The following is a 22,883-nucleotide window of genomic DNA, read 5'->3' as shown; positions in this document are numbered from 1 at the left end:
TTTAGGAGTCTGACTTCGGACGCTGTCCGAGGAGGAAGGACGAGGACTTCAGCGGCGCGAAGATCGGCCGCTTCAGGCCGGCGCCGGTCAGCGGCGCGGTGTCAACGGGGGCCGTGACGGAAGCAGTGGTCTTGCCCTGCGGCGCATCGGGCGTGCAGGTGCCGGCGACGAAGCTCGGCTCCGGCCCCAGCGCCGTGCCGCGGCGAGCGTATTTGTCGTAGGCCAGCGGCAGCGTGTTGTTCAGGCCCTGATGGCCGGCGCCGCCCTTGGCGTCGATCGCCATCATCTCGCTCTGGCACATCTTGCCGGTCTCGACGCACATGTTGAGGATCAGGCGGTAGAGGTCGGAATCGATCGTGCCGTAGCGGCGCACCGGCTCGTTCTGGCTGGGTTTCTCCAACTGGAGATATTCGGCGCGACCGAGCGAGCCGCCGGCGGATTTGGCGCTGGCGACCCAGGCGTCAAAGCCCTTGTCGTCGAGGCCCTGGAAGTTGAAGTGCATGCCGGAGAAGCCGGCGCCGCTGTAGTTCGCCGAAAAGCCCTTGTAGGTGCCGGCGTGGTTCACCACCGCGTGGAGCTTGGTCTCCATGCCCGGCATCGCGTAGATCTGGCCGGCGAGCGCGGGGATGTAGAACGAATTCATCACCGAGGACGCGGTGATGCGGAATTTGATCGGACGGTCGACCGGAGCTGCCAGATCGTTGACGGTGGCGATGCCGTAGTCCGGATAGATGAAGAGCCACTTCCAGTCGAGCGCGACGACGTCGACCTCAAGCGGAGCCTTGGATTGGTCCACGGCGCGGTCGGCATGGATGCGGCCGAGCGTGCGATAGGGGTCGAGCAGATGCGTGCCCATCCAGGTCAGCGCGCCGAGGCAAATGATGATCAGCAGCGGTGCCGACCAGATCACCAGTTCGAGCTTGGTCGAGTGGTCCCAATCCGGCTCGTAGCGAGCCGAGGTGTTGGACTGGCGGTAGCGCCAGGCGAACAGCACCGTCAGCGCCATCACGGGGACGACGATCAGGAGCATCAGGACGGTGGAGATAATGACGAGGTCGCGCTGTTGTGCCGCGATATCGCCGGCTGGCGCCAGCACGACGTAGTTGCAGCCACTGAGCGCAGCTGCCAGGGGTAGCAGCGCCAGGATCTTGAGACGGGACACGGGCCGAGCCTTTGAGAATGAGTTTCCGTTGCGGGGCCAAGGGGTAGCTGCGGCGCAGCAATCCGGACATTGGACAATTTGTCCAATGTTGCAGTGCGGAATATTGAGCCAGACAGGACCAGATTGCCTGGCGCCTCGCCGGGCGGTCGGCTTTGGTTTTCAGGACGTTAAGGGCGCTACGCATGGCGACGGCACAGACCTCCGCATTGGCAGACATCCCCTCGGGCGAGCACGGCCACGACCAGGCCAGTCCCGGCGAGATCGCCATCGGCGTCATCATCGGCCGCACCTCGGAATTCTTCGACTTCTTCGTCTACGCGATCGCCTCGGTGATCGTGTTCCCGCGCCTGGTCTTCCCGTTCACGAGCGAGCTGACCGGCACGCTCTATTCCTTCATGATTTTCGCGCTGGCCTTCATGGCCCGGCCGATCGGCACCGTCATTTTCATGACCGTCGACCGCGAGTACGGCAAGACGGCCAAGCTGGTCTCGGCGCTGTTCCTGCTCGGCACCGCCACCGTGGCGCTGGCGTTCCTGCCCGGCTATCACGAGATCGGCGTTGCCGCGATCTGGCTGCTGGCGTTGGCGCGGATCGCGCAGGGTCTGGCCTGGGGCGGCGCCTGGGACGGCATGGCTTCGCTGCTGGCGCTGAATGCGCCGTCCTCAAAGCGTGGCTGGTATGCGATGGTGCCGCAGCTCGGCGCCCCACTCGGGCTGATCGTGGCGAGCGCGCTGTTCGCCTATTTCGCCGGCAATCTCTCCGCCGACGACTTCTTCGACTGGGGCTGGCGTTATCCGTTCTTCGTCGCCTTCGCCATCAACGTGGTGGCGCTGTTCGCGCGCCTGCGCATGGTGACGACGGAAGAATATGCCTCGCTGTTCGAGACCCGTGAGCTGCAGCCGGCGCGCATCTCCGAGACCGTCGCCCGCGAAGGCCATAACATCATGCTCGGCGCATTCGCGCCGCTGGCAAGCTTCGCGCTGTTCCACATGGTCACGGTGTTTCCGCTGTCCTGGGTGTTCCTGTTCACCCGCGAAAGCCCGGTGCGCTTTTTGATCATCGAAATCGTCGCCGCCGTGTTCGGTGTCGCCGCGATCGTGCTCTCCGGCATCATCGCCGACCGCGTCGGCCGCAAGTCGCTGCTGATGGGATCGGCGATCGCGATCGCGATCTACAGCGGTTTTGCCCCGCAGCTGCTCGATGCCGGCGCGTTCGGCGAGACCATCTACATGGTGATCGGTTTCATCCTGCTGGGTCTGTCGTTCGGCCAGTCGTCGGGCGCGATCGCCTCGAACTTCAAGCAGGCCTACCGCTACACGGCCTCGGCGCTGACCTCGGACATGGCCTGGCTGTTCGGCGCCGGCTTTGCGCCGCTGGTCGCGCTCCTGCTCGCGACCAATCTCGGCGTCATCGCCTCGGGTGCCTATCTGCTGTCGGGCGCGTTCTGGACCCTGCTCGCGCTCTGGCTCGCTGGCCAGCGCGAGGCGGGTGACATGGATGCGGGCGAATCTTCGGCCAGCTGACAGCCTCTACCCGCGTGGCCTGCCGTCTCCCTGCGAATCCCGATCGATATTGAGATTCGCAAGCAGGACGGTCAGCCGCTTCGCTAACTGCCTGACGTCGGAATCGACCAGTCCTTCGCGGATGCAAACGACGGCGCGAGAAGGAGGCAGTTTTGGCAGATAGTAATCATTGGATCTGACGACGTCGGATGTGACCAGGGCGCTCGGCATCGCGGATACGCCGAGGCCCGCCCGGACGGCACTGATGCGGACGGCGGAGTCCGAGCTTCGAAGCACGATCCGGTAGGGGATTTCGCTGTGCCCCAGCGGGCCGATCATCCAATCGTCCTCGGGCAACGTTACGATCGGGATCGGCGCACCAGGCCGAGCGACAAAGTCTCTCGACTTGATCCAGGTCGTCTCAAACTGGAACTCCCCGACGATTAAATCTTCGAGATCGTTTCCGAAATCCTCACGCAGGAACAGACACGCGACATCAACGAATCCTTCGAGGAGACCGCGTCGAATTTCGCTGGAATGCTCGGCTGAGACGAAGGCGTTGGAAAGACCTTCCTTGCTGAACTCGTCGAACAGCGGCTGTGCGAGAAGTTGGCTCACGCCGAGGCGGCGCACGGAGGATTTATCTGATCCTCCCAGCCTGAGAAGCTGATCATTGGCGTCGATGATGCGGCGAGCTTGCTGAAGCGCAAGCTTGCCGAGTTCGGTCAGAGCCGTCCCGTTCGCCGTCCGTGAGAAAAGTTCGCCGCCGACAAGTCCTTGGAGACGTTTGACCTGGGCGCTGATCGCCGGCTGGCTGAGACTAAGCTTATCGGCGGCCTTGGACATGCTGCCCGTCTCGGCGATTGCCACGACGGTTCGCATGGTCTCCATAGGAATATTCTGAATGTGCTGTCGAAGCATACGGGCTCCTTTGGCCTGTCTGCATCAAATAAATTGATCTCCCTATCCGTGCGATTTTGCTGATCGAGCGCAGGTCCACGGTCGGAAAACACATCAAAACTCTTATCGTTCGCGCTTTTCAGCGTCGATTACGTCAGGGAAATCTATATGCCTATTTGCATGCATAGGCTTATCAACTTTTGCGTGCAGATCAGTCCATACATTTTAAATGCGCCTTGCTCAAGCTCGTAGAAATTCGGGTATTGAGGCTTTTGCCGCATGCGCTTTTTAAGAAACCAGAGTGGGGCATCGTCGGTCGAATTCGCCATTATGCTCCCTCTCTTCCTCACGCTCATATTCGGGATCGTGGTGTTCGGGTCCTATCTCACGATGGTCCACGGCGTTCAGCAGCTTGCTGCGGAGGCTGCGCGCACGTCGATCGCGGGGCTGAACGATAGCGAACGCAGCAGCCTCGCCAATGCTTATGTCACGTCCAGCGCGTCCAGCTATCCGTTGCTCGACGCCAACAAGCTCAACGTGGCTGCGGCTCCATCGAGCTCGGATCCAAACTCTTATGTCGTGACGGTTCGATATGATGCGTCCTCAAACTTCATATTCGCGCTTCCCTTCGTGCCCTCGTTGCCATCGTTGATCGCGCGGTCGGCTGTGATTCCGAATGGAGGCTTCTGAAATGAGGTTGCGGTCGCACATTCGCCGTTTCGTCGCCAACACGCGAGGAAACTTTACGATGATGAGCGTGGGGTTGATGACGCTCGTCATCGGCTGCACCGCGCTTGGAGTCGACGTCGGCGCGATCTTCACGGACAAGCGAAGAGCGCAGAGCGCCGCCGATCTTGCCGCCATCATCGCCGCGAGCAATTTGACCGGCGCCTACAACGCTGCGTCCGCAACTGTGGTCAAGAACAACTACCCAGCAAACGCACTGGTTGCCGTGGATATCGGCACCTATACACCCAATCCTGCGGTGGGGCCGCAAGCTCGCTTCGTAACGCCGGCCGCGGGGACCGCCAACGCCGCGCGGGTCACGTTGAAGACCGAGACGCCGCTGTATTTCGCGCGTTACATCACCGGAAAAGACAAGTTCACGATCAACACGTCGGCGACGGCTTCAAGCACGGCCATTGCCTCCTTTGCGATCGGTTCCCGCCTTGTTTCGATGAACGGTGGCCTGCTCAATGCCATTCTTGGCGGTATGCTCGGCACCAGTATCTCGCTGTCGGCGATGGACTACCAATCCTTGGTCAACGCCCGGATTGACGCCTTTGATTTCCTTTCGGCCCTGGCGACGCGCTTGAATCTGACCGGGGTGAGTTACGACACGCTACTGTCGGGTAATTACAAGCTGCCCGACGTGATCGCTGCGGCCCTTGCGGCACAGCAGGCCGCCAACGGCGCGAGTTCGGCGACGATCGCGCTGTCCACCATATCGCAGGCCGTTGCCGGCCTTCCGACCAAGGTCAGTCTTGGCTCGGTGATCGACGTCGGACCGTACAACGGGATGATTGCCGGACAAAAGCCGAAGGCCGGTGCGAGCGTTTCGGTCTACAGTCTCGTGTCGGCGATCGCCGAGTTGGCCAACGGTTCGCATCAGGTCACCGCGTCCGTCAACCTCGGACTGCCGGGCATCACGGCTGCCAGTCTCGTCGCCATGGTCGGAGAACGCCCCGTTGGCTCGAGCTGGCTTGCAGTCGGCACGCAGGGTGCGAGTGTTCACACTGCCCAGACGCGAATCCTGCTCACCGTCCAGATAGGCGGAAGCGGAATCATTCCGGCGATCAATCTGCCTCTCTATGTCGAGATCGCCCAGGGGACGGCCACGCTCGACGCCATTTCCTGCAACCGGGCGAATATCACGAACTCGACTGTGACGCTGGGTGTGACGCCGGGAGTCGTGGACGCGTGGATCGGCAATGTCTCGCTGGCGGACATGACGAATTTCAGGAGCAAGCCGAATCCACCCGCGGCCGTGCTCGTCAATGTCGCCGGGCTCAATGTCTCGGGCCGTGCGCATGCTGCGATCGGGAATACGTCAGCGACATCGGTCGAGTTCACCTACGTCGACATTCAGTCGCAACTGGCGAAGACGGTCAGCACGCGAAACTTCACCTCGTCGCTAACCTCGAGCCTGCTCGGCGATCTCTCGTTGAGCGTCAGCGGCGCGGGTCTGCCGATCCCCGGACTGACATCCGCGGTCAGCGGCATCCTGGCGGGGGCGACCGGCCCGATCGATCAACTCATTGGCTCGGTGCTGTCGACGCTCGGGGTCCGTGTCGGCCAAGCCGATGTTTGGGTGTCTGGCGTCCGTTGTGACGGCGCAGTGCTGGTCAACTAGAGCCTGACCGATGATACTCGATGATCTCAGCCTTGGGCGGGGACGCACGACATCCTGTGGCCGCGCTGGCGATGATGCGCCTCAATCCGCGACGACCTTGACGCGATCCCGCACCTTCACCTGCGCGTTGCGATCGAGCCCGTTCAGGACGCGAAAGCGCTCGGCGGGATGATCGACGCCGGCCATGCGGTGCGAGAGCGACTCCACGGTGTCGCCCGGCTGCACGGTGATGACCTTGATGCGCAGCGGACGGGCGGCCTGGATTTCCTCGAGCGTCAGGCGGCGGAATGAATTGACGGTCTCGCGCGCGTTGCGATCGCTCTCGGTCGACTTCTGCCGTGCCGCGAAGATGAAGCGATAGACGTCGCTGCCGAAGCGCAGCGCATAGACCTTGAACTGCCACTGGTCGCCCTTGGCAGTGGCGGACGCGGCCGGAAAGCCGTTGATGGTGATGTCCTCGGTCGACGCCTTCTCGACGCCTTCCATCCAGCCGGAATTGAGGTAATCGCCGAGCGACTGCTCGGCCGGCACCCGCACGACGTCGAAGCGCATCGCCTGCGAGCCGCCGTCGCGCACGCCGATCACCGCCTGGGCCGTGTTGTCGAGCGTAAAATTGTCCGGCGCCTGGAAGGTGAAGCCGAGCTTTGGATGCAGAAAACGCCGGCCGCGCACAAAGCCTTCGCTGGGGTCTTCGCCATAGACGAGATTGTCGATTGCGGCGAGATAGGTCTCGCGGTCGCGCTCGGCGCCCTCGGGCGCCGCATATTGCCGCGCGATGGTCTGCGCGTTCTGCACGCGCTCCGGGGTTGCCGGATGCGACGAGGTGAAATCCTGCGCGCGCGGATCGAGCGAGGTCTTGCCGGCCTTGAGCTCGGCATTGCGCTCCATCGCCGAGAGGAAGCGGGCGGCGCCGTAGGGGTCGAAATGGGCCTTGGCGGAAATGCCGACGCCGATGCCGTCAGCCTCGAACTCCTGTTTGCGCGAAAAGCTCGCCATGGTGAGCTTGGTCTTGGCGAGCGCGAGTGCGGTGAGGTCGGGATCGTTGCTCATGTCGGTGACGACACGGGTGACGATCGCGGCCTGGCGGGCCTGGTCCTCGCGCATCGCGGCATGCTTGGACAGCACATGCGCCATTTCGTGGCTGAGCACGGAGGACAATTCCGACGTATCGCTCGCAAGCGCAAGAAGTCCGCGCGTGACATAGAGCTGGCCGTTCGGCAGCGCGAAGGCGTTCACCGCGCCGGAATTGAGAATGGTGACCCTGTAGCCCTGGTCGGGTCGGTCGGACGCCGCGACCAGCCGGTCGACGGTTTTGCTGACGAGTGATTCGAGCCTGGGATCGTCATAGGTACCGCCATAGCCCGCCAGGATGCGCTCGTGCTCCTTCTCGGTGGCGGGGGTTTGCGCGACGGCCGGCTTTGCCTTCGGCATGGCGACAGTCGACGGCGCCGCCGCGGTCTGGAACCGGTTCATGTCCCCGCAACCGGCCAGAAGCCCGCCCAGCACAAGGCATAGCGCGGCCGGCGCAGCCCGAAGGCGGCGTGCTTCGCCCTTTCTGTGCTGTTCTAGCACCCCATCCACGTCGCTTAACCCGTGCCCGGCCCCTTTAGGGCCTTACCCCTGTCGGCTCGTTTGCGCCCAGCAACTCGACCTGTCCCACGAGGCGCACGTCGATCCGTGGCCCCGTATTCCCCTCAACCCAGCCCCGAACGCGAACACGTTTATTTTCCAAGGACTTAAGGGTTAATCCGGCGGTTTCGAACGCCGGCAGCATGCGCTTTGAAATAGTCACGGCAAAGCCGCGTGTCCAGTTCCGTCCGAAGTTGAGGTAGGTCGTTGCCCCAGCTTGCCGGACCGACAGGACTTTGCCCTCGACCACCATAAAGCGCCCCATCCCCGCCAAAATATCGTCCGGACTTTCCGGGTTTTTTATGGCCGACGGGTCAGCCCAGCTGCCCTTTTTTTGGCGCCGTGCCTCGGCTTCCGACGCCATCAGGGCGGCCGCGCAGACCTTGTCCGCGATCTCGGCGGAGGCGATGGCATCGCCTTGGGCCAGCAGCGTGGCCTGCGCCGATACCTCGCTGTCCCGAATGAAGACCAACGCGCCTTGCCGTCCGTAGCGATCGGGCGTGTCGTCAGAGCTCCGCAGCGTCACGTCGCGGCCGACGAGCAGCGCTGCCAGCGACTGCTTCGTCGTCGCCGTGGGCTCAATGCCGGTGAGACGGATTTCGCGGCCGTCGTCGAGACGCACACTCCGCCCATCGATGATGGCGGCGACGCGGCCTTCGCCTTGTGCTTCGAATTGGCACGGCGCGGCAAACGCGGCATGAGCCGCGACGAGAGGAAATGCGATAATGAGGTGAAGCAGTCGCGTCACGTTGCCCGGAGAGGTTGCGTTTCGCTCCAACCATAACTCAGGCGCGGCGGAACGCGAAGACTGCTCGTTCATACTCCGTCATTGCGAGCGCAGCGAAGCAATCCAGACTCCCTCCGAGGAAAGATCCTGGATTGCTTCGCTACGCTCGCAATGACGACGGAGGCACTCTTCCGCATCTCGTCATTCCGCTTTGCGGAAAGCGCGCGTTGATCGTTCACTTGCATCGCCGCTCGCGCTTGCTGCGCTCACGCGCATGCGGCATGATTGCGGCAACAGCAATAACCAAGCCGCCATCAGAGTACGGCGCGATAAGGGAGGTCTTTTCGATGAAGAACATGTTGTCGGGCATTTTTGCCGCAGCGCTTGCCCTCAGTGCGAGCGCCGCGCAGGCCCAGGACAAGCCGCCACTCAAGATCGGCGGCATCCTCGACATGTCGAGCCTGTACGCCGACATCACCGGCCCCGGCAGCGAGACCGCGGCCAAGATGGCCGTGGAGGACTTTGGCGGCGAGGTGCTCGGCCGCAAGATCCAGGTGCTGGCCGCCGACCATCAGAACAAGGCTGATCTGTCCGCCAACATCGCCCGTGACATGCTCGACAATCAGGGCGTCGAGATGATCTACGACGTCGCGGCGTCCGCGACCGCGCTGGCCGCCGGCGAGATCGCGAAGGCGCGCAACAAGATCGTCATGTTCAACGGCCCGGGTTCGATCCGCCTCACCAACGAGGCCTGTGGTCCCTACACCATCCACTACGTGTTCGACACCTACGGCCAGGCCAATACGACCGGCCTCGCCGCCGTGAAGTCGGGCCTCGACAGCTGGTACTTCCTGACCGCCGATTACGCCTTCGGCCAGGACCTAGAGAAGGACACCAGCGCCGTCGTCACCAGGACCGGCGGCAAGGTGCTCGGCGCCGTGCGTCATCCGCTCAACACATCGGATTTCTCGTCGTTCCTGCTTCAGGCGCAGGCCTCCAAGGCCAAGGTGATTGGCCTCGCCAATGCCGGAGGCGACACCGTCAACGCCATCAAGCAGGCGGCCGAGTTCGGCATCACCAAGGGCGGCCAGAAGGTGTCGCCGCTGCTCGCCTTCGTCACCGACATCGATTCGATCGGACTGGAGACCGCGCAGGGCCTGCTGCTGGCCGAAGCCTTCTACTGGGACATGAACGATGAGACGCGCGCGTTCTCGAAGCGCTTCCAGGAGCGCGTGAAGCGGCCGCCGACTTCGGCGCAGGCCGGCGTCTATTCCTCCATCACGCACTATCTCAAGGCGGTGAAGGCGGCCGGCACGACCGACGCGGCCACGGTCATCAAGCTGATGAAGGAAACGCCGATCAACGACTTCTTCGCCAAGAACGGCAAGATCCGCGAGGACGGTCGCATGATCCACGACATGTACCTGTTCGAGGTGAAGAAGCCGTCGGAGTCCAAGGGACGCTGGGACGACTACAAGCTGCTCGCAACCGTATCCGGCAGCGAGGCGTTCCAGTCGCTGGAGCAGTCGCGCTGCCCGCTGGTGAAGAAATGACGGCGTGACGTAAGTCGCGACGTCATCCCGGGGCGCGAAGCGAACCCGGGATCTCGAGGTTCCGGGTTCTCGCTTCGCGAGCCCCGGAACGACGGAGATACAAAACAACAAGGGAGACGTCCCATGAACGACATGGTCCTGCAAAAGCTCGAAGGCGGGCTGCTCACCATCACGATGAATCGCCCGGAGCGGAAGAACGCGCTCAATCCCGACATGGTCGCAGGATTAGTCGAGGCGGCGCGGCGCGCGGCTGATGATCCCGAGGTGCGTGCGGTGCTGTTCAAGGGCGCCGGCGGTTCGTTCTGCGTCGGCGGCGACGTCAAGTCGATGGCGGCAGGCCGTGCGCCGCTGCCGTTCGAGCAGAAGCTTGCGAATTTGCGCCGCGGCATGGAGGTCTCGCGCATCCTGCACCAGATGCCGAAGCCCGTGGTGGCGCAGCTCGACGGCGCGGCGGCCGGCGCCGGCCTCTCGATGGCGTTGTCCTGCGATCTGCGCATCGCCTCCGAATCCTGCAAGATCACCACAGCCTTTGCGAAAGTCGGCTTCTCCGGCGATTACGGCGGCACCTATTTCCTGACGCAGCTGCTCGGCAGCGCGCGGGCGCGCGAGCTCTATCTGATGTCGCCGGTACTCACGGCGAAGGAAGCGCATGCAATCGGAATGGTAACGAAGGTCGTGCCCGACGCCGAGATCGACGCCGCCGCGCACGAGCTCGCGCTGTCGCTGGCGCAGGGCCCGTCGATCGCGCTCGGTTTCATCAAGCGCAACATCAACAATGCCGAGCATCTGGCGCTGGAGGACTGCTTCGACGGCGAGGCGATCCACCACACCCGCTGCAGCGACACCGAGGATCACAAGGAGGCTGCGAAGGCTTTCGTCGAGAAGCGCAAGCCGGCCTTCAAGGGCGCATGACCATGGCGCCCTACATGCGGTTGCGGCAGATCTGCCTGGTTGCGCCGCAGCTGGAGCCTGTCATCTCCGATATTGCCGGGATCATGGGCCTCGAGGTCTGCTACCGCGACGGCAATGTCGCGAAATACGGCTTGGAGAACGCGTTGCTTCCGGTCGATACGGTCCTGCTGGAGGTGGTGGCGCCGTTCAGGGGCGGCACCACGGCGGGCCGCTTCATCGAGAAGACCGGCGGCCGCGGCGGCTACATGGCGATCTTCTGCTGCGACGATCCCGACGAGCGTGGCCGCAATGCCAATGCGCTTGGGGTGCGCACCGCCAACGTGATCGACCACGCGCCCTATCACGGTGTCCAGCTCCACCCGCGCGACTGCCGCGCCGCCTTTATCGAGTTCAACCACACCGAAGGCAGCGACGATATTTTTGGCCCGTATCCGCCGGCCGGGCCGAACTGGCAAAAGTTCATCCGCAAGGACGTGACGCAGGCGCTGACGGGCGTTGAGATGCAGAGCCCGGATCCGCAGGGGCTGGCGGAGCATTGGGGCGGGATCATCGGGGTTGCGGCCGGCGACGCCGAACTGAAGCTGCCCAATGCGACCTTCCACTTTGTGAAGAGCGCCAGCGAGATCATGAGTGCGCTGGAGTTTCGGGTGGCCGATGTCGCGGGCGTGCTGCACGCCGCGAAGGCCCGGGGGCTTCCGGTTGCGGGCAACGAGTTCTTGCTCGGTGGCGTGACGTTCCGCGTAAGTTGATTTCTTGGCGTGATCCGTCACCCTGAGGTGCTCGCCTCTTCGGCGAGCCTCGAAGGGCGACGGCCACCAGCGGGGCCGCTCATCCTTCGAGGCTCCCGGCGCGATGCTAGGCATCGCGCCACTCGCACCGCAGGATGACGGGTTGCGAGAGGGGCGTGCGGCGAGACTCCGCCGCAATCATCTTCCCCTAAAATTCGCGGCTCGGCGCTCTTCGGTGGCCTTGACGCCTTCCTTGAAATCTTCCGTCGCGCGCAACCGTGTCTGTTCGCCAAGTTCATGGTTGGTCGCAGCCATGACGCGGTCGGCGAGGCTGGCGCGCATCGTGGCGCGCGTCGAGAGCAGGCCGAGCGGGGAGCATTCCGCGATCTCGCCGGCGAGCTTCATCGCGGCCGCCTTGACCTGGTCCTGCGGCACCAGCTCGTTGGCGAGGCCCCATTTGACTGCCTCTTCGCCGGTGACGCGGCGGCTGGTGTAGAACATCAGCTCGGCGTTGTTCTTGCCGATCAGCTCGGGCAGGGTCACGGTCAGGCCGAAGCCGGGATGGAAGCCGAGTTTTGTGAAATTCGCGGAGAAACGCGCTTCGGGACAGGTGACGCGGAAGTCGGCCGACACCGCGAGACCCAGGCCGCCGCCGATGGCCGCGCCCTGCACGGCGGCGACGATCGGCTTTTTGGCGCGGAAGATGCGCACGGCCTGGATGTAGAGATGATTGATCGAGCCGAGATTGTCGGCCGGATCGCCCTTCTTCTCGGCCTCGCGCGCCTCCTGCGCCTGCCGCGCCGGATCGCCGAAATTGGCGCCGGCGCAGAACGCCTTGCCTTGTGCCGAGAGAACCGAGGCGCGGATCTCGATGTCGCGATCGAACTCGTCGAGCGCATCCGCAATCTGGTTGATCAGCGAGATGTCGAAGAAGTTGAGCGGCGGGCGGCGGATCTCGATGGTGCCGACATGCCCGACTTTTTCGACGCCGATATCTGTGTAGGTGCTCATGATGTCCTCGAAGAGTTAGCGCAAACCGAGCCCGCGCGACTAGCGCAAGCCAAGGCCGCGGGCGATGATGCCGCGCAGCACCTCGGTGGTGCCGCCCTGGATTGTGAGTTTCGGTGCGGTCTTGATGGCGAAGTCGAGCTGCCGCTCCAGCGTCTCGCGGTTGGTCGCGGTCTCCTCGACGAACGCCGCCAGATCGCGGACGCGATGAGGCAGCTGCTGCTCCCAGACCGTGCCGATGTCCTTGACGATGGACGCCTCCACCACCGGCTCCTTGCCGGCCTGCAGCATGCCGGCGACCGAGACCGACATGCGCCGCATGGTGTGGAGCTGCGCCACGAGCCGGCCGATGCCCTCGGCGCTGCGCGTGTCCGGGTCGGGACCGACCGCGCGCACGAGCTCGGTCAGCACGTAGTAGGTCTCGAGGAAGCGTTCGGGACCCGAGCGCTCATAGGCGAGCTCCGATGTTGCCTGCTTCCAGGCACCGTCGACCTCGCCGAGCACGTGATCGTCGGGCACGAAGAAGTCGGTGAACACGACCTCGTTGAACTCGTACTGGCCGGTGATCTGGCCGATCGGGTTCACCTGGATGCCGGGCTGCTTCATCTTGACCAGAAACTGCGTCAGGCCGTGACGGCGGTTTTCCTTGGTCGGCGGTGAGGTCCGGAAAATCGCGATCATGTAATCGGCGATGTGCGCCGACGAGGTCCAGATTTTCGTTCCGTTGACGAGATAGCCGCCGTCGGTCTTGGTCGCACGCGTTTTCGCGGCGAACAGGTCGGAGCCCGAGTTCGGCTCGCTCATGCCGATCGCAAAACAGATCTCGCCGCGGCAGATGCGCGGCAGGATGTCCATCTTGATGTGCTCGGGCGCGTATTTGATCAGCACCGGCCCGCTCTGGCGATCGGCGACGAAGAAGCGCCGCGTCGGCGCGTTGGCGACACGCATCTCCTCGGTCACCACGTAACGTTCGAGGAAGGAGCGTTCCTGGCCGCCGTATTTCTTCGGCCAGGTCATGCCCAGCCAGCCCTTGGCGCCGACCCGGCGGGAAAATTCGGGCGCGTCGGTGTCCTCGCGGTTGGGCTTGTGCGGATCGAAGGTGCCGGCGGCGATCTCCTCGGCGAGGAACGCGCGCACTTCCTTGCGCAATTGCTCGCACTTCTCGGGCAGGCGGATCGGATCGAAACGGAGGGCAGCGGTCATTGTTGTCTCGTCTCCTGATCAGCGCGACGCCACGAGCGGCCACAATTCGTCGGCGCCGCGGTTTGCAACCAGTCTGCCGAGCTCGACGGCCCAGTGGCTCTCCGAGCCGAAATCGTCGCGCCAGGCCAGCGCCCGCAGCGAATAACGATGCAGGATGTGCTCGCTGGTGAAGCCGATTGCGCCATGCACCTGATGGGCGATGGCGCCGCCCTTTTCGGCGGCCTCCGCGCAGCGGATCTTTGCAGAGGCGGCTTCGAGATAGACCTCATCGTCGAACGATTTTGCATTGGCGATGGCATCGGCGGCCGAGGTTGCTGCTGCAAGAGCGGCGGCGGATTCGCCGGCGAGGCGGGCGAGATTGTGCTGCACCGCCTGGAATTTCGAGATCTTCTTCTCGAAGGCGACGCGTTCGTTGGAATAGCGCACGGAGATGTCGAGCATCGATTCCAGCGCGCCCGCGATCTGGAGGCTGCGCGCGACGCCGCCGATCAGCATCATCGTGGTCTGGTCAAAGCCCTTTGGTGCGGGCTTGATGGTGATTGGCTGCACCTCGTCGAGCGTGACGGTGTCGCTGTGGTCGTAACCGACATTGAGCCCGGCCTCGATCCGCGCCTTGCTCGCATCCACAAGCGCGATCGAGACGCCGTCGTTGCGATGCGTCAGTACCGCAAAGTGCTTCGCCGCCTTGGCAAAGGGCACGCCGCGGGCGCGCCCGGAGAGTGCACCGTCGGCGTCGAGCGTGATGCGGTCCCTCGGGGAGGCCGGCAGCACCGTCATCTCGCCTTCCGGCGACGCGATCCTGGCCTGTGCCAGCAGCCAGCCCGCCAGCATGGTCTCGGCCAGCGGAACTGCGACCGCGAAGCGGCCGGCGGCGTTGAGCAGCGCAAAACCGTCGGCGAGACTCGCGCCGGAGCCGCCGAGATCGTCGGGCACCCAGGCCAAGGGCAAGCCGGCTTCGCTCAGCGCCTGCCATAGCGGCGCCTGCCAGGAGTCCTTCTTGTCGTTGTTGATGGTCTGCGGGTCGGCGAGATCGGCGAAGATTTTCTCCGCGGTCTCGACGACGATATTGTCACTCTCCGCCACAGCGTTCCCCGTCTCTTGCCATTGGCGCGGTCCGCCCTGAGGCACGGCGCGCGGTCTCTTCTTGCGCCCGATGATCCGAAAAAGCCATGGCCCTGACAAGCGTTGACCGCAAGCCTGTCTGCGGCACCGGCATGGGGCGAGAGCCGGTCTGGACTAATTCCGCTTAGCGGAGTTTGCTCGATTTGCAGCGCGCGACAAACTCGCTAAACAGGGCGCCGATAAGTCAATCAAGGGGAAGGACATCCGGATGGCAAAAGACGGCTTGTGCGCAATCGTGACGGGGTCCGCATCCGGACTTGGTGCGGCGACCGCGGAAATTCTCGCGCGGAGCGGGGCGCGGCTCGTCATCAACTATTCCTCGAGCCAGAAGGAGGCCGAGGCCACGGCAGAGCTCTGCCGCAAGGCGGGCGCTGCGGAAGTTCTGGTCGCGCAGGGCGACGTCTCGAAGGATGACGATTGCCGCAAGATCGTTGCGGCCGCCAGCGGCTGGGGCCGGCTCGACATCCTCGTCAACAATGCCGGCACCACCAAGCATGTCGCCCATGCCGATCTCGACGGATTGTCCGCGGAAGATTTCCAGCGATTGTACGGCGTCAACACCATCGGCCCGTTCCAGATGGTGCGCGCGGCGCGCAGCCTGCTGGAGGCTGGTGCGAAGGCCGCGGAGCGGCCGTCGGCCGTGGTCAACATCTCCTCCGTTGCCGGCATCAGCGGGGTCGGCTCGTCGATCGCCTATGCCGCCAGCAAGGGCGCGCTCAACACCATGACGCTGTCGCTGTCGCGCGCGCTGGCGCCGCTGATCCGCGTCAACACGGTCTGCCCCGGCTATATCGATACGCCCTGGTTCACCAAGGGCCGCGGCGAGGCCGGCGCAAAGCAGGTACGCGACGGCGTGGTGGCGAAGGTGCCGCTGAAGGTCGCATCGACTGCGGAAGACATCGCGCAGCTCGTCTGCTTCCTGGCAATGCCGGCCTCCAGCAACATGACCGGCGAGGTCGTGCGCATGGATGCGGGCATGCATCTGATTACGTGAGTTCTGACGCGCTCTCTCCACGTCATGGCCGGGCTTGACCCGGCCATCCACGTGTCGCCGCGCGGATCAAAGACGTGGATGCCCGGGTCAAGCCCGGGCATGACGATGAGGTGGTGGTGTGCCGCTTTCGGCGCCTTGAAGCGTCATCCCTTGATCACGCCGCTCGCGACCAGCCGGTGCCAGATGAACAGCACCACCACCGCACCGATCGTGGCCATGATGAAGCCCGCGCCCTGGTCGGGGGTATAGTGCCCGATGGCCTGGCCGACGAAGGTGGCCAGAAACGCACCCGCGATGCCGAGGACGGTGGTGAGGATGAACCCGCTCGGGTTGTTCGGTCCCGGCGCGAGCCAGCGCGCGATGAGGCCGGCGACGAAGCCGACGACGATGATCCACAACAGGCCGCCCATGCTCATGTCTCTATTCCCCTTGCCGAATGCGTAGATCCAATTTGGATTAGAGTCTGCCCGAGAGCTCGTTCTCGGTCGGCAGCCGTCCGTCCGGCGTCAGATGGTCGATCACCTGCGGCAGGTACTGGCTGAGGCCGGAGAGCAGCTCCTCGCGCGACAGGCCGCTCTGGGCGGACAGGCTTTCGATCTGGTCGGCGCCGAGCGCATTGGCGAGATCGTTCGGCGCGATCGGCTTGTTCTCACCCTTGCCGACCCAGGTCTTCGCGGTCTCGCCATGACCGCCCTGCTGAAGCTGGTTGAGGAGATCGCCGAGGCCGCCGCTGAGCACGGTGCCGGCCGCACCGCCCGCGAGCAGGCCGCCGAGGCCGCCTTTGAGCAGGCCTCCGAGACCGCCAAGGCCGCCGCTGTCCGCGGTGTTCACAGGCGGAGGGGCCGGCGTCGGCGACGGTTGCGGCGCCGTGCCGGACTGGTTTGCGGTCATATGCTTGAATGCTTTCCAGGCGAGCAGGCCGAGCAGCGCCATGGTCATCGGCGACATGCCGCCGGAGGATTTCTCGGAGCTCGGTGTGCTGGGGCCGCGCGGGCCGTTCTGCATGCCGTTGAGGACGTCGAGTAGACCCATGGTGCTCTCCTTTGGCGTCTCGTTCGGCGAGCGCTCGCCGCCGACTGCCCCCGGGGCGAAAACATATGAGGCTCTCATGACGGTTACAAGGCGAATGCACCGCGATGGGCAGCCGGTCGCGCCTCTGCTATCCAAGGCGGGTCGTTCAGAGAGCAAGGCGAGGCGATGACGGATCGACCGATCGTGGTGGCCGGCGCGGGTGCCATCGGCTGTTTCGTCGGCGGCATGCTGGCGGCCTCGGGCCGCCGCGTCGCGCTGCTGGTGCGGCCGCGGGTGAAGACCGAGATCGAGCGGTTCGGCCTGCGGCTCACCGATTTCGACGGCTCCGAGAACAAGCTCGGGCCGGGCCAGCTCGCGCTGTCGGAAGATCCCGCGATCTTCCACAGCGCCGGCATCGTGCTGGTCACGGTGAAGAGCGCCGATACTGCCGATGTCACGGACCAGATCGCGCAGCACGCGCCGCAGGATGCCGTGATCGTTTCGCTGCAAAACGGCGTCGGCAACGTCGCGGTTCTGCGCGAGCGCCTCGGCGGCCGGCGTGTGCTCGCCGGCATGGTGCCGTTCAACGTGATCGCGATGGGTGAGGGGCGCTTTCACCGCTCCACCTCCGGCGACATCCATGTCGGCGCGGATGAGGCGAACACGGCGGCGGCGCTGTCGGTGCCGGGCCTCGCCATGCGCGCCAGCCGCGACATCACCGGCGTGCAATGGGGCAAGCTGATCATCAATCTGAACAACGCGCTCAGCGCTCTCTCCGACATGCCGCTCGCGGCGCAGCTGGCGAACCGCAATTGGCGAAGACTGTTCGCCGACCAGATGGCCGAAGGCCTGGCCGCCCTGAAGGCCGCCGGCATCGCGCCGGTGTCGGCAACGCCGATCCCGATGCGCTGGACGCCGGCCTTGCTGAGGCTGCCCGATGCGATCTTCAACGCAATCCTCGGACGCACGATGAAGATCGATCCCGAGGCGCGCTCCTCGATGTGGCAGGACTTGAAGCAGGGCCGCAGGACCGAGATCGACTATCTCCAGGGCGCGGTCATTGCGCTTGCCGAGCAGAATGGTGTCGACGTGCCGCTGATGCGCCGCATTGTTGCGCTGATCGAAGAGGCCGAGAGTGCGGGCAAGGGCCCGCCCGGGCTGACGCCGCAGCAGATTCGCGGTGTGGCTTGAGTGCGATGGAGGAGAGCGATGGGGCGAGGTTGGATGATCGGGCTCGCACTGGCCGTGCTCTGCGGCGCGGCGACGCTCGCCCACGCCAGGCCGCCGACGGTCATGAATTCGCCCGGCTATGACAGGCGATTGCAGGAGAGCAGGTCGCAATTGGGCAGTTCACCGGCGACAACAGCGCCGGCGAATCCAACGGTGCCCGCGTCCAAGCGCAGCAAGAAGAAGCATCCGAACTAGGCCGCACCCTCAGCTGTCGTCCCGGACAAGCGCGCCCAAAGCGCGCGCCGATCCGGGACCAATAACCACAGGGAGGCGTTGCGGCGCGAGGTTTGTAACTCCGAGCTTCCGTCAAACTCAATTTCGTGGCTATGGGTCCCGGATCTGCGCTTGCGCTTGTCCGGGACGACAGCGGAGTTTGTGGCCTCAGCTCAACCCTTCTTCGCCGGCTTGCTCGGCGTCGGGTTGAACAGCTTCTTCAGGTCGTTCAGGCTTTCCGACAGCCGTGGCCATTCGCAGGAGAACGAACCCTTGGCGCAGGGCGCGCCTTTTGGCCGCTGAGCGACGGTCTGCAACACCTTCGGTCGCTCGACCGGGACCGGCACGCGCGCGACCTCGGTGCGCAGTGCGACCTGCTGAAGCTGCTGCGCTTGCTGTTCCTGCTGCTCGCGCATGGCGGCCTGGGCCGCTTCGTTGCTGCGGCGCTGATTGGCGAGATAGGCGGTGTAGAATTCGTCGATCTTCTTCTGTTCCTCCGGCGTCGGATTCGGTCCGGCGATATCGAAGCTGCGGTCCTGGAGGAAATCGTAATAGGAATAGCCGCCGCCTGCCTTGCGCCGGCCGGCGAACTTGGCGTTGCACTCGGCAAGGGCGGACGTTTTCTCGGCCTTGGTCGCGGCCTTCTCGGCGAGATCGGCGCATTCCTCGAAATCAACCGGCGCGCGCTTCCACCATTGCGCCTGGGCGTGCGACGGCGTCAGCAGAAAAAATCCTGCTGCGGCAACGACAAGCGCCGCACGACGCGATGCAACTACGTCCGACATTCTACGAGAGCATTCCTTGCAAAACTCAACCCGAACTGAGTCGAGTCGGATTTTTGCCCCTTTCTCGCCCGCTTGTCACCCGTGGAACCCGGGAATTTCATGGCTGTAATGCTGACATTTTTTGCTTGACGTGGCGCGGGAGTCACAGCCTCGCGGCACATGATGCGCTTAGACTTTTATCGGTTCGAATGCGAAGGGGGAATGTCCGTCATGAGAGCGTTGACCTGCGTCGCCGCAATCGCTTTGGCGCTGGTTTCGAGCCATGCGTTCGCCGCCGACGAGGATGCGCCCAACCACAAGCCCGTGAGGGCGATTGCCGATGCGCGCCTTTCGGTCGGCGGCCAGGGCATGCTGCCGCTCTATCTCTCCAGCGACTGGTCGCTGCCGCTGCCGGGGGTTTTGCGGGCCATCATCGTGTTGCAGGGGCGCCTGCGCAACGCCGACGCATACTACATGTCGGCTCATAGCGCGCAGGTCGCAGCGGGCGACGATGGCAGGAGCGCACTCATGATCGTGCCGCAATTCCTGGCGGAGATCGATATCGAAGCGCACAGGCTCCCCGCGGACACGCTGCGCTGGTCACTGGAGGGATGGGAGGGCGGCGATGCTGCGCTGGCGCCGAATCCGGTGTCGTCCTTCGAGGCGCTCGACGCGATCCTGGCAAAACTCTCGGACCGGCGCGTCTTCCCGAACCTGAAGCAGGTCGTGGTCGCCGGCCATTCCGGCGGCGCGCAGGTCGCGCAGCGCTACGCCATTGCCGGCAAAGGCGAGACGGCGCTGGCGCGCCAGCATATCGAGGTTCGTTACGTCATCGCCAATCCGTCCTCGTACGCCTATTTCAGCGACGAGCGGCCCGTCCCCAAGATCGCCGCATCCTGCCCGGGCTTCAACAACTGGAAATACGGCATGGACGGGCGTCCGCCCTATCTTGCGAGCGCAACGCCCGCGGCGCTGGAGCAGCGCTATGTCGAGCGCGAGGTGATCTACCTGCTCGGCACGCTCGACACCAATCCGAAGCACGCCGCGCTCGACAAGAGCTGCATGGCCGAGGCCCAAGGTCCAACCCGCTATGCCCGTGGCCACGCCTATGTCGATGCGATGGTCAAGCGCAATCGCGGCACGCCCAATCACCGGGTCTGGGACGTCGCCGGCATGGGCCATGACGGCGACAAGATGCTGACCTCGAAATGCGGGCTCGCGGCCCTGTTCGACATTCCCGGCTGCGGGGCGGAGCGCTGATGCGGATGCCTTGAAGGCTTGCGTCTTGAAGGCAGACGTCCTGAAGGCAGACTCTTGAAGGCATGGCTCCGGCTGTTACACTTCGGCTTGCGATGCGCCTCGCCCTGAGGCGACGCCAAGAACACGAAGTGGAAACGGATTTGGCCAGCGAAGGCGCCGGCGCACGCCGAATAGAACAATGACGAAGGGCTAGACGTATGACGATCTCCATTGCAGCGAACAGCGTGCCGAAGCCGCCGGCCGATATCATCGAGGGCTTTCGCGGTGCGCCGACCTCGGTCATCTCGGACAATCTCGCCCGGCTGCCGGGTGCGGTTGGGTTAAGGCCCTATCATCGCGGCGGCAAGCTGGTGGGGACGGCCTTCACGGTGCGCACCCGGCCCGGCGACAATCTCGCGGTCCACCGCGCGCTCGATCTGGTTGGCCCCGGCGACGTCATCGTGGTCGACGGCGGCGGTGACGAGACCCGTGCGCTGATCGGTGAGATCATGAAGAACATCGCGCAGTCGCGCAGAGCCGAAGGCTATGTCATCGACGGTGCGATCCGCGATGTCGCGGCGTTCGCGGCTGACGACTTCCCCTGCTATGCCCGCGCCGTGATCCATCGCGGCCCCTACAAGAACGGCCCCGGCGAGATCAATGTGCCTGTGGCGATCGGCGGCAGCGTGATCTCGCCCGGCGATATCGTGGTCGGCGACGAGGACGGCGTGGTGTCGTTTCCCGCCGCAGGCGCCGCCGCGCTGCTGGAAGCAGTCCGTACCCAGCTCGCGCGGGAGGAGGAGACACTGAAGGCGATCCGCGAGGGCCGCTATCAGGGCTCCTATGGTAAATCCTGATCAATGAGAATGGAGGGGAGGGCGGCGTGAGCCAGAAGGAAGAGTTCCACAATATCGACGATCCCAGCGACGGGCTGTTCCGCGAGCTGGCGGCGGGCGTGACCACGCGCATCTTCTCCGGCGAGCATGCGATGCTGTCGGTGGTGACGCTGGCGCCGCATGCGCAGGGCATGCTGCACCACCATCCCGAGGAGCAATGGGGCGTGCTGCTCGACGGCTCCGCCATCCGCGTCCAGGGCGATGAGGAAATCGCGGTGAAGAAGGGCGATTTCTGGCGCACGCCTGTTAACGTGCCGCACACCATGCGCGCCGGCCCTGACGGCGCCCGCGTGCTGGACATTTTCAGTCCACCGCGGCCAGAATACAAAAAGGCGGGGTCCGGTTTCGGGACGACCTGAAGCGCCAAAGAGCAAAAAGCCAGCGCAAGACACAAAAGGGAGGGTGACCATGACGATCACGCGACGGGCGCTGCTGGCAGCGCCCGCCATCCTCGCGATGGCACCGGCAGGCGCGCAAGCCTCTAAGATCACGCTGGTGGTACCGTTTCCGCCGGGCGGCTCGACCGATGCGATGGCGCGGCTGTTGCAGGCCAATCTGCAGACAAAACTCAACCGCATCGTCATTATCGAGAACAAGTCGGGCGCCGCCGGCGCGCTCGGCGCGGCCCAGGTCGCCAAGAGCCCGGCTGACGGCTCGACATTCCTGGTCACCTTCGATTCCCACGCGGTGATCCCGTCGATCCTCGACAAGCCGCCGGTGGATGTCGAGCGCGAGCTGATGCCGGTGTTGCTGATCGGCACCGCGCCTTACGTGATCGCGGCCGGAGCGGGACGTCCCTACAAGAGTTTTGCCGACGTGGTGGCGGCCTGCAAGGCGACGCCGGGCGCGGTGAAATATGCCTCCGTCGGCATCGGCACGCTCGGCCATCTCGCGATGACCGTGCTCGGCAGCAAGGCCGGCGTCGAGATCATGCACGTGCCTTATCGTGGTGGCGGCCCCGCGATGAACGACGTGCTCGGCGGCCATGTCGATCTGATCGCCGGGTCGGCGGCGCTGGTCGCAGCCCAGCTCGGCACCAACATGCTGCGCCCGATCCTGCAGCTCGGCCGCGAGCGGCTGCCGGCGCTGCCGGATACGCCGACCGCGATCGAGGCCGGCTTTCCGGATTTCGAGACGCTGGCGTGGTGGGGTATCTTCGCGCCCACAGGCACGCCGCCGGACGTCGTCTCCGCCATGGCGACGGCATCCAGGGAGATCCTGAGCGAGCCCGCGACCGCCGCCCAGCTCAAGGACACCCAGCACATGACGCTGCTGCTCCAGGACGGCCCCGCCTTCAAGACCTTCTTCGACAAGCAGGTCGCCACTTGGGGCAAGGTGGTGAAGGAGAACAACATCAGGGCTTAGGCCCGAGCGGCCGGGCGAAGCTGAGCTCATGGCCGTCGGGGTCGGTGAGATGGAAGTAGCGCTCGCCCCATTCCGCATCGCGCGGGGTGGTCGAGGGCTGCCATCCGGCGTCGCATGCGCGCTGGTAGGTCCCGTCTACATCGGCCACGTAGAAGATGACCCGGCCCCACCAGGACCAGTGCTTGTCGTCCGGCTGTGCCGTCAGGTTGAGATAGCCGGTCCCGGCGCGAAAGCTCGTGAATGGTGCGGCCTCGCCGCCATGCAGGAGCTCGAACCCCAGCGAACGATAGAACTGCACGGCGCGGCCCATGTCATGCGTACCGAGCGTGATGGCGCTGATGCTTTCGATCATGTGGGCGGCTCCACCGAGAG

24 protein-coding genes are annotated in these 22,883 nt (G+C 64.6%); 13 read left to right on the top strand and 11 right to left on the bottom strand.

The features are described from left to right. Nucleotide 1: 1 nt before the first annotated feature. On the bottom strand, nt 2-1,162 hold the full coding sequence (gene cyoA, locus QSV46_RS25600; protein ID WP_314958061.1) for a ubiquinol oxidase subunit II: 1,161 nt from the start codon (nt 1,160-1,162) through the stop codon (nt 2-4). A 182-nt stretch (nt 1,163-1,344) separates the two neighbouring features. Here cyoA and QSV46_RS25595 point away from each other — a divergent pair, with 182 nt between their 5' ends. Further along, a complete protein-coding gene (locus tag QSV46_RS25595) occupies nt 1,345-2,685 on the top strand; it encodes an MFS transporter (protein ID WP_314958059.1) in 1,341 nt (446 codons plus the stop codon). A 6-nt stretch (nt 2,686-2,691) separates the two neighbouring features. On the opposite strand, the gene QSV46_RS25590 is transcribed toward QSV46_RS25595, so the two are convergent. Continuing rightward, nucleotides 2,692-3,546 (bottom strand): LysR family transcriptional regulator, encoded by an 855-nt coding sequence (locus QSV46_RS25590; RefSeq protein WP_314958057.1) that lies wholly within the window; start codon nt 3,544-3,546, stop codon nt 2,692-2,694. Between the two features lie 297 nt (nt 3,547-3,843). Between QSV46_RS25590 and QSV46_RS25585 the strand changes: the two genes are divergently transcribed. Continuing rightward, complete coding sequence (locus tag QSV46_RS25585; protein ID WP_314958055.1) at nt 3,844-4,254, top strand: TadE/TadG family type IV pilus assembly protein; 411 nt, start codon at nt 3,844-3,846, stop codon at nt 4,252-4,254. Beyond that, a complete protein-coding gene (locus QSV46_RS25580) occupies nt 4,241-5,917 on the top strand; it encodes a pilus assembly protein TadG-related protein (protein WP_314958053.1) in 1,677 nt (558 codons plus the stop codon). Before QSV46_RS25585 ends, QSV46_RS25580 begins: the two co-directional genes overlap by 14 nt. A gap of 81 nt (nt 5,918-5,998) precedes the next feature. On the opposite strand, the gene QSV46_RS25575 is transcribed toward QSV46_RS25580, so the two are convergent. Together QSV46_RS25575 and QSV46_RS25570 are read right to left on the bottom strand one after the other, a co-directional pair. Next, nucleotides 5,999-7,390 (bottom strand): M48 family metalloprotease, encoded by a 1,392-nt coding sequence (locus QSV46_RS25575; RefSeq protein WP_314958051.1) that lies wholly within the window; start codon nt 7,388-7,390, stop codon nt 5,999-6,001. A 133-nt stretch (nt 7,391-7,523) separates the two neighbouring features. After that, nucleotides 7,524-8,366 (bottom strand): thermonuclease family protein, encoded by an 843-nt coding sequence (locus QSV46_RS25570; protein WP_314958050.1) that lies wholly within the window; start codon nt 8,364-8,366, stop codon nt 7,524-7,526. Between the two features lie 254 nt (nt 8,367-8,620). Here QSV46_RS25570 and QSV46_RS25565 point away from each other — a divergent pair, with 254 nt between their 5' ends. The 3 genes from QSV46_RS25565 (at nt 8,621) to QSV46_RS25555 (ending at nt 11,487) form a co-directional block, all read left to right on the top strand. Further along, nucleotides 8,621-9,826, top strand: a complete 1,206-nt coding sequence (locus QSV46_RS25565; RefSeq protein WP_314958048.1) for an ABC transporter substrate-binding protein — start codon at nt 8,621-8,623, stop codon at nt 9,824-9,826. Nucleotides 9,827-9,949: 123 nt separating this feature from the next. Continuing rightward, nucleotides 9,950-10,738 (top strand): enoyl-CoA hydratase, encoded by a 789-nt coding sequence (locus tag QSV46_RS25560; protein WP_314958047.1) that lies wholly within the window; start codon nt 9,950-9,952, stop codon nt 10,736-10,738. A gap of 2 nt (nt 10,739-10,740) precedes the next feature. Beyond that, nucleotides 10,741-11,487, top strand: a complete 747-nt coding sequence (locus QSV46_RS25555; protein WP_314958202.1) for a hypothetical protein — start codon at nt 10,741-10,743, stop codon at nt 11,485-11,487. A 177-nt stretch (nt 11,488-11,664) separates the two neighbouring features. Here QSV46_RS25555 and QSV46_RS25550 read toward each other — a convergent pair whose 3' ends face one another. Genes QSV46_RS25550 through QSV46_RS25540 form a run of 3 tightly spaced genes read right to left on the bottom strand, consistent with a single transcriptional unit; the run spans nt 11,665 to nt 14,760 of the window. After that, complete coding sequence (locus QSV46_RS25550; protein WP_314958045.1) at nt 11,665-12,477, bottom strand: enoyl-CoA hydratase/isomerase family protein; 813 nt, start codon at nt 12,475-12,477, stop codon at nt 11,665-11,667. 39 nt (nt 12,478-12,516) lie between these two features. Next, nucleotides 12,517-13,677, bottom strand: coding sequence for an acyl-CoA dehydrogenase family protein (locus tag QSV46_RS25545; protein WP_314958044.1), 1,161 nt, complete (start codon nt 13,675-13,677; stop codon nt 12,517-12,519). Between the two features lie 18 nt (nt 13,678-13,695). Next, nucleotides 13,696-14,760: an acyl-CoA dehydrogenase family protein gene (locus tag QSV46_RS25540; protein ID WP_314958042.1), complete on the bottom strand. Its 1,065-nt coding sequence runs from the start codon at nt 14,758-14,760 to the stop codon at nt 13,696-13,698. Between the two features lie 247 nt (nt 14,761-15,007). Here QSV46_RS25540 and QSV46_RS25535 point away from each other — a divergent pair, with 247 nt between their 5' ends. Continuing rightward, complete coding sequence (locus tag QSV46_RS25535) at nt 15,008-15,793, top strand: SDR family oxidoreductase (protein WP_314958041.1); 786 nt, start codon at nt 15,008-15,010, stop codon at nt 15,791-15,793. 143 nt (nt 15,794-15,936) lie between these two features. Here the strand turns inward: QSV46_RS25535 and QSV46_RS25530 are convergent, their stop codons facing one another. Continuing rightward, nucleotides 15,937-16,209: a GlsB/YeaQ/YmgE family stress response membrane protein gene (locus tag QSV46_RS25530; protein WP_314958039.1), complete on the bottom strand. Its 273-nt coding sequence runs from the start codon at nt 16,207-16,209 to the stop codon at nt 15,937-15,939. Between the two features lie 40 nt (nt 16,210-16,249). Next, nucleotides 16,250-16,825, bottom strand: coding sequence for a YidB family protein (locus QSV46_RS25525; protein ID WP_314958037.1), 576 nt, complete (start codon nt 16,823-16,825; stop codon nt 16,250-16,252). A gap of 165 nt (nt 16,826-16,990) precedes the next feature. On the opposite strand from QSV46_RS25525, the gene QSV46_RS25520 reads away from it, so the two are divergent. Beyond that, the gene (locus QSV46_RS25520) at nt 16,991-17,995 is read left to right on the top strand and encodes a 2-dehydropantoate 2-reductase (protein ID WP_314958036.1); all 1,005 of its coding nucleotides are present in this window, start codon (nt 16,991-16,993) and stop codon (nt 17,993-17,995) included. A gap of 18 nt (nt 17,996-18,013) precedes the next feature. Next, entirely contained in the window at nt 18,014-18,229 is a 216-nt protein-coding gene (locus QSV46_RS25515) for a hypothetical protein (protein ID WP_314958034.1), read from the top strand. A gap of 191 nt (nt 18,230-18,420) precedes the next feature. On the opposite strand, the gene QSV46_RS25510 is transcribed toward QSV46_RS25515, so the two are convergent. Continuing rightward, nucleotides 18,421-19,032, bottom strand: coding sequence for a hypothetical protein (locus tag QSV46_RS25510; RefSeq protein ID WP_314958032.1), 612 nt, complete (start codon nt 19,030-19,032; stop codon nt 18,421-18,423). A 210-nt stretch (nt 19,033-19,242) separates the two neighbouring features. Here QSV46_RS25510 and QSV46_RS25505 point away from each other — a divergent pair, with 210 nt between their 5' ends. The 4 genes from QSV46_RS25505 to QSV46_RS25490 all read left to right on the top strand — a co-directional run bounded on the left by QSV46_RS25505 (nt 19,243) and on the right by QSV46_RS25490 (nt 22,511). Beyond that, nucleotides 19,243-20,271 carry an alpha/beta hydrolase gene (locus QSV46_RS25505; protein ID WP_314958030.1) on the top strand — a complete coding sequence of 343 codons (1,029 nt, stop codon included), beginning with the start codon at nt 19,243-19,245 and terminating at the stop codon, nt 20,269-20,271. Nucleotides 20,272-20,468: 197 nt separating this feature from the next. Further along, nucleotides 20,469-21,107, top strand: coding sequence for an RraA family protein (locus tag QSV46_RS25500; RefSeq protein WP_314958028.1), 639 nt, complete (start codon nt 20,469-20,471; stop codon nt 21,105-21,107). A gap of 26 nt (nt 21,108-21,133) precedes the next feature. Beyond that, a complete protein-coding gene (locus QSV46_RS25495; protein WP_314958026.1) occupies nt 21,134-21,505 on the top strand; it encodes a cupin domain-containing protein in 372 nt (123 codons plus the stop codon). A gap of 49 nt (nt 21,506-21,554) precedes the next feature. Then, nucleotides 21,555-22,511 (top strand): tripartite tricarboxylate transporter substrate-binding protein, encoded by a 957-nt coding sequence (locus QSV46_RS25490; RefSeq protein ID WP_314958025.1) that lies wholly within the window; start codon nt 21,555-21,557, stop codon nt 22,509-22,511. Here QSV46_RS25490 and QSV46_RS25485 read toward each other — a convergent pair. After that, the gene (locus tag QSV46_RS25485; protein ID WP_314958023.1) at nt 22,501-22,863 is read right to left on the bottom strand and encodes a VOC family protein; all 363 of its coding nucleotides are present in this window, start codon (nt 22,861-22,863) and stop codon (nt 22,501-22,503) included. The genes QSV46_RS25490 and QSV46_RS25485 overlap by 11 nt on opposite strands. Nucleotides 22,864-22,883: the final 20 nt, after the last annotated feature.

It is taken from the genome of Bradyrhizobium cosmicum (assembly GCF_032290525.1).
Taxonomy (GTDB): domain Bacteria; phylum Pseudomonadota; class Alphaproteobacteria; order Rhizobiales; family Xanthobacteraceae; genus Bradyrhizobium; species Bradyrhizobium cosmicum_A.
The sequence above is the reverse complement of the archived record's forward strand: the minus strand, read 5'-3'. Positions and strand labels throughout refer to the sequence as shown.

Coding starts and splice junctions, on each gene's coding strand:
- QSV46_RS25595 (WP_314958059.1), top strand. CDS start 1,345: ATGGCGACGGCACAGACCTCCGCATTGGCAGACATCCCCTCGGGCGAG.
- QSV46_RS25590 (WP_314958057.1), bottom strand. CDS start 3,546: ATGCGAACCGTCGTGGCAATCGCCGAGACGGGCAGCATGTCCAAGGCC.
- QSV46_RS25585 (WP_314958055.1), top strand. CDS start 3,844: ATGCGCTTTTTAAGAAACCAGAGTGGGGCATCGTCGGTCGAATTCGCC.
- QSV46_RS25580 (WP_314958053.1), top strand. CDS start 4,241: ATGGAGGCTTCTGAAATGAGGTTGCGGTCGCACATTCGCCGTTTCGTC.
- QSV46_RS25575 (WP_314958051.1), bottom strand. CDS start 7,390: ATGAACCGGTTCCAGACCGCGGCGGCGCCGTCGACTGTCGCCATGCCG.
- QSV46_RS25570 (WP_314958050.1), bottom strand. CDS start 8,366: ATGAACGAGCAGTCTTCGCGTTCCGCCGCGCCTGAGTTATGGTTGGAG.
- QSV46_RS25565 (WP_314958048.1), top strand. CDS start 8,621: ATGAAGAACATGTTGTCGGGCATTTTTGCCGCAGCGCTTGCCCTCAGT.
- QSV46_RS25560 (WP_314958047.1), top strand. CDS start 9,950: ATGAACGACATGGTCCTGCAAAAGCTCGAAGGCGGGCTGCTCACCATC.
- QSV46_RS25555 (WP_314958202.1), top strand. CDS start 10,741: ATGGCGCCCTACATGCGGTTGCGGCAGATCTGCCTGGTTGCGCCGCAG.
- QSV46_RS25550 (WP_314958045.1), bottom strand. CDS start 12,477: ATGAGCACCTACACAGATATCGGCGTCGAAAAAGTCGGGCATGTCGGC.
- QSV46_RS25545 (WP_314958044.1), bottom strand. CDS start 13,677: ATGACCGCTGCCCTCCGTTTCGATCCGATCCGCCTGCCCGAGAAGTGC.
- QSV46_RS25535 (WP_314958041.1), top strand. CDS start 15,008: ATGGCAAAAGACGGCTTGTGCGCAATCGTGACGGGGTCCGCATCCGGA.
- QSV46_RS25530 (WP_314958039.1), bottom strand. CDS start 16,209: ATGAGCATGGGCGGCCTGTTGTGGATCATCGTCGTCGGCTTCGTCGCC.
- QSV46_RS25525 (WP_314958037.1), bottom strand. CDS start 16,825: ATGGGTCTACTCGACGTCCTCAACGGCATGCAGAACGGCCCGCGCGGC.
- QSV46_RS25520 (WP_314958036.1), top strand. CDS start 16,991: ATGACGGATCGACCGATCGTGGTGGCCGGCGCGGGTGCCATCGGCTGT.
- QSV46_RS25515 (WP_314958034.1), top strand. CDS start 18,014: ATGGGGCGAGGTTGGATGATCGGGCTCGCACTGGCCGTGCTCTGCGGC.
- QSV46_RS25510 (WP_314958032.1), bottom strand. CDS start 19,032: ATGTCGGACGTAGTTGCATCGCGTCGTGCGGCGCTTGTCGTTGCCGCA.
- QSV46_RS25505 (WP_314958030.1), top strand. CDS start 19,243: ATGAGAGCGTTGACCTGCGTCGCCGCAATCGCTTTGGCGCTGGTTTCG.
- QSV46_RS25500 (WP_314958028.1), top strand. CDS start 20,469: ATGACGATCTCCATTGCAGCGAACAGCGTGCCGAAGCCGCCGGCCGAT.
- QSV46_RS25490 (WP_314958025.1), top strand. CDS start 21,555: ATGACGATCACGCGACGGGCGCTGCTGGCAGCGCCCGCCATCCTCGCG.
- QSV46_RS25485 (WP_314958023.1), bottom strand. CDS start 22,863: ATGATCGAAAGCATCAGCGCCATCACGCTCGGTACGCATGACATGGGC.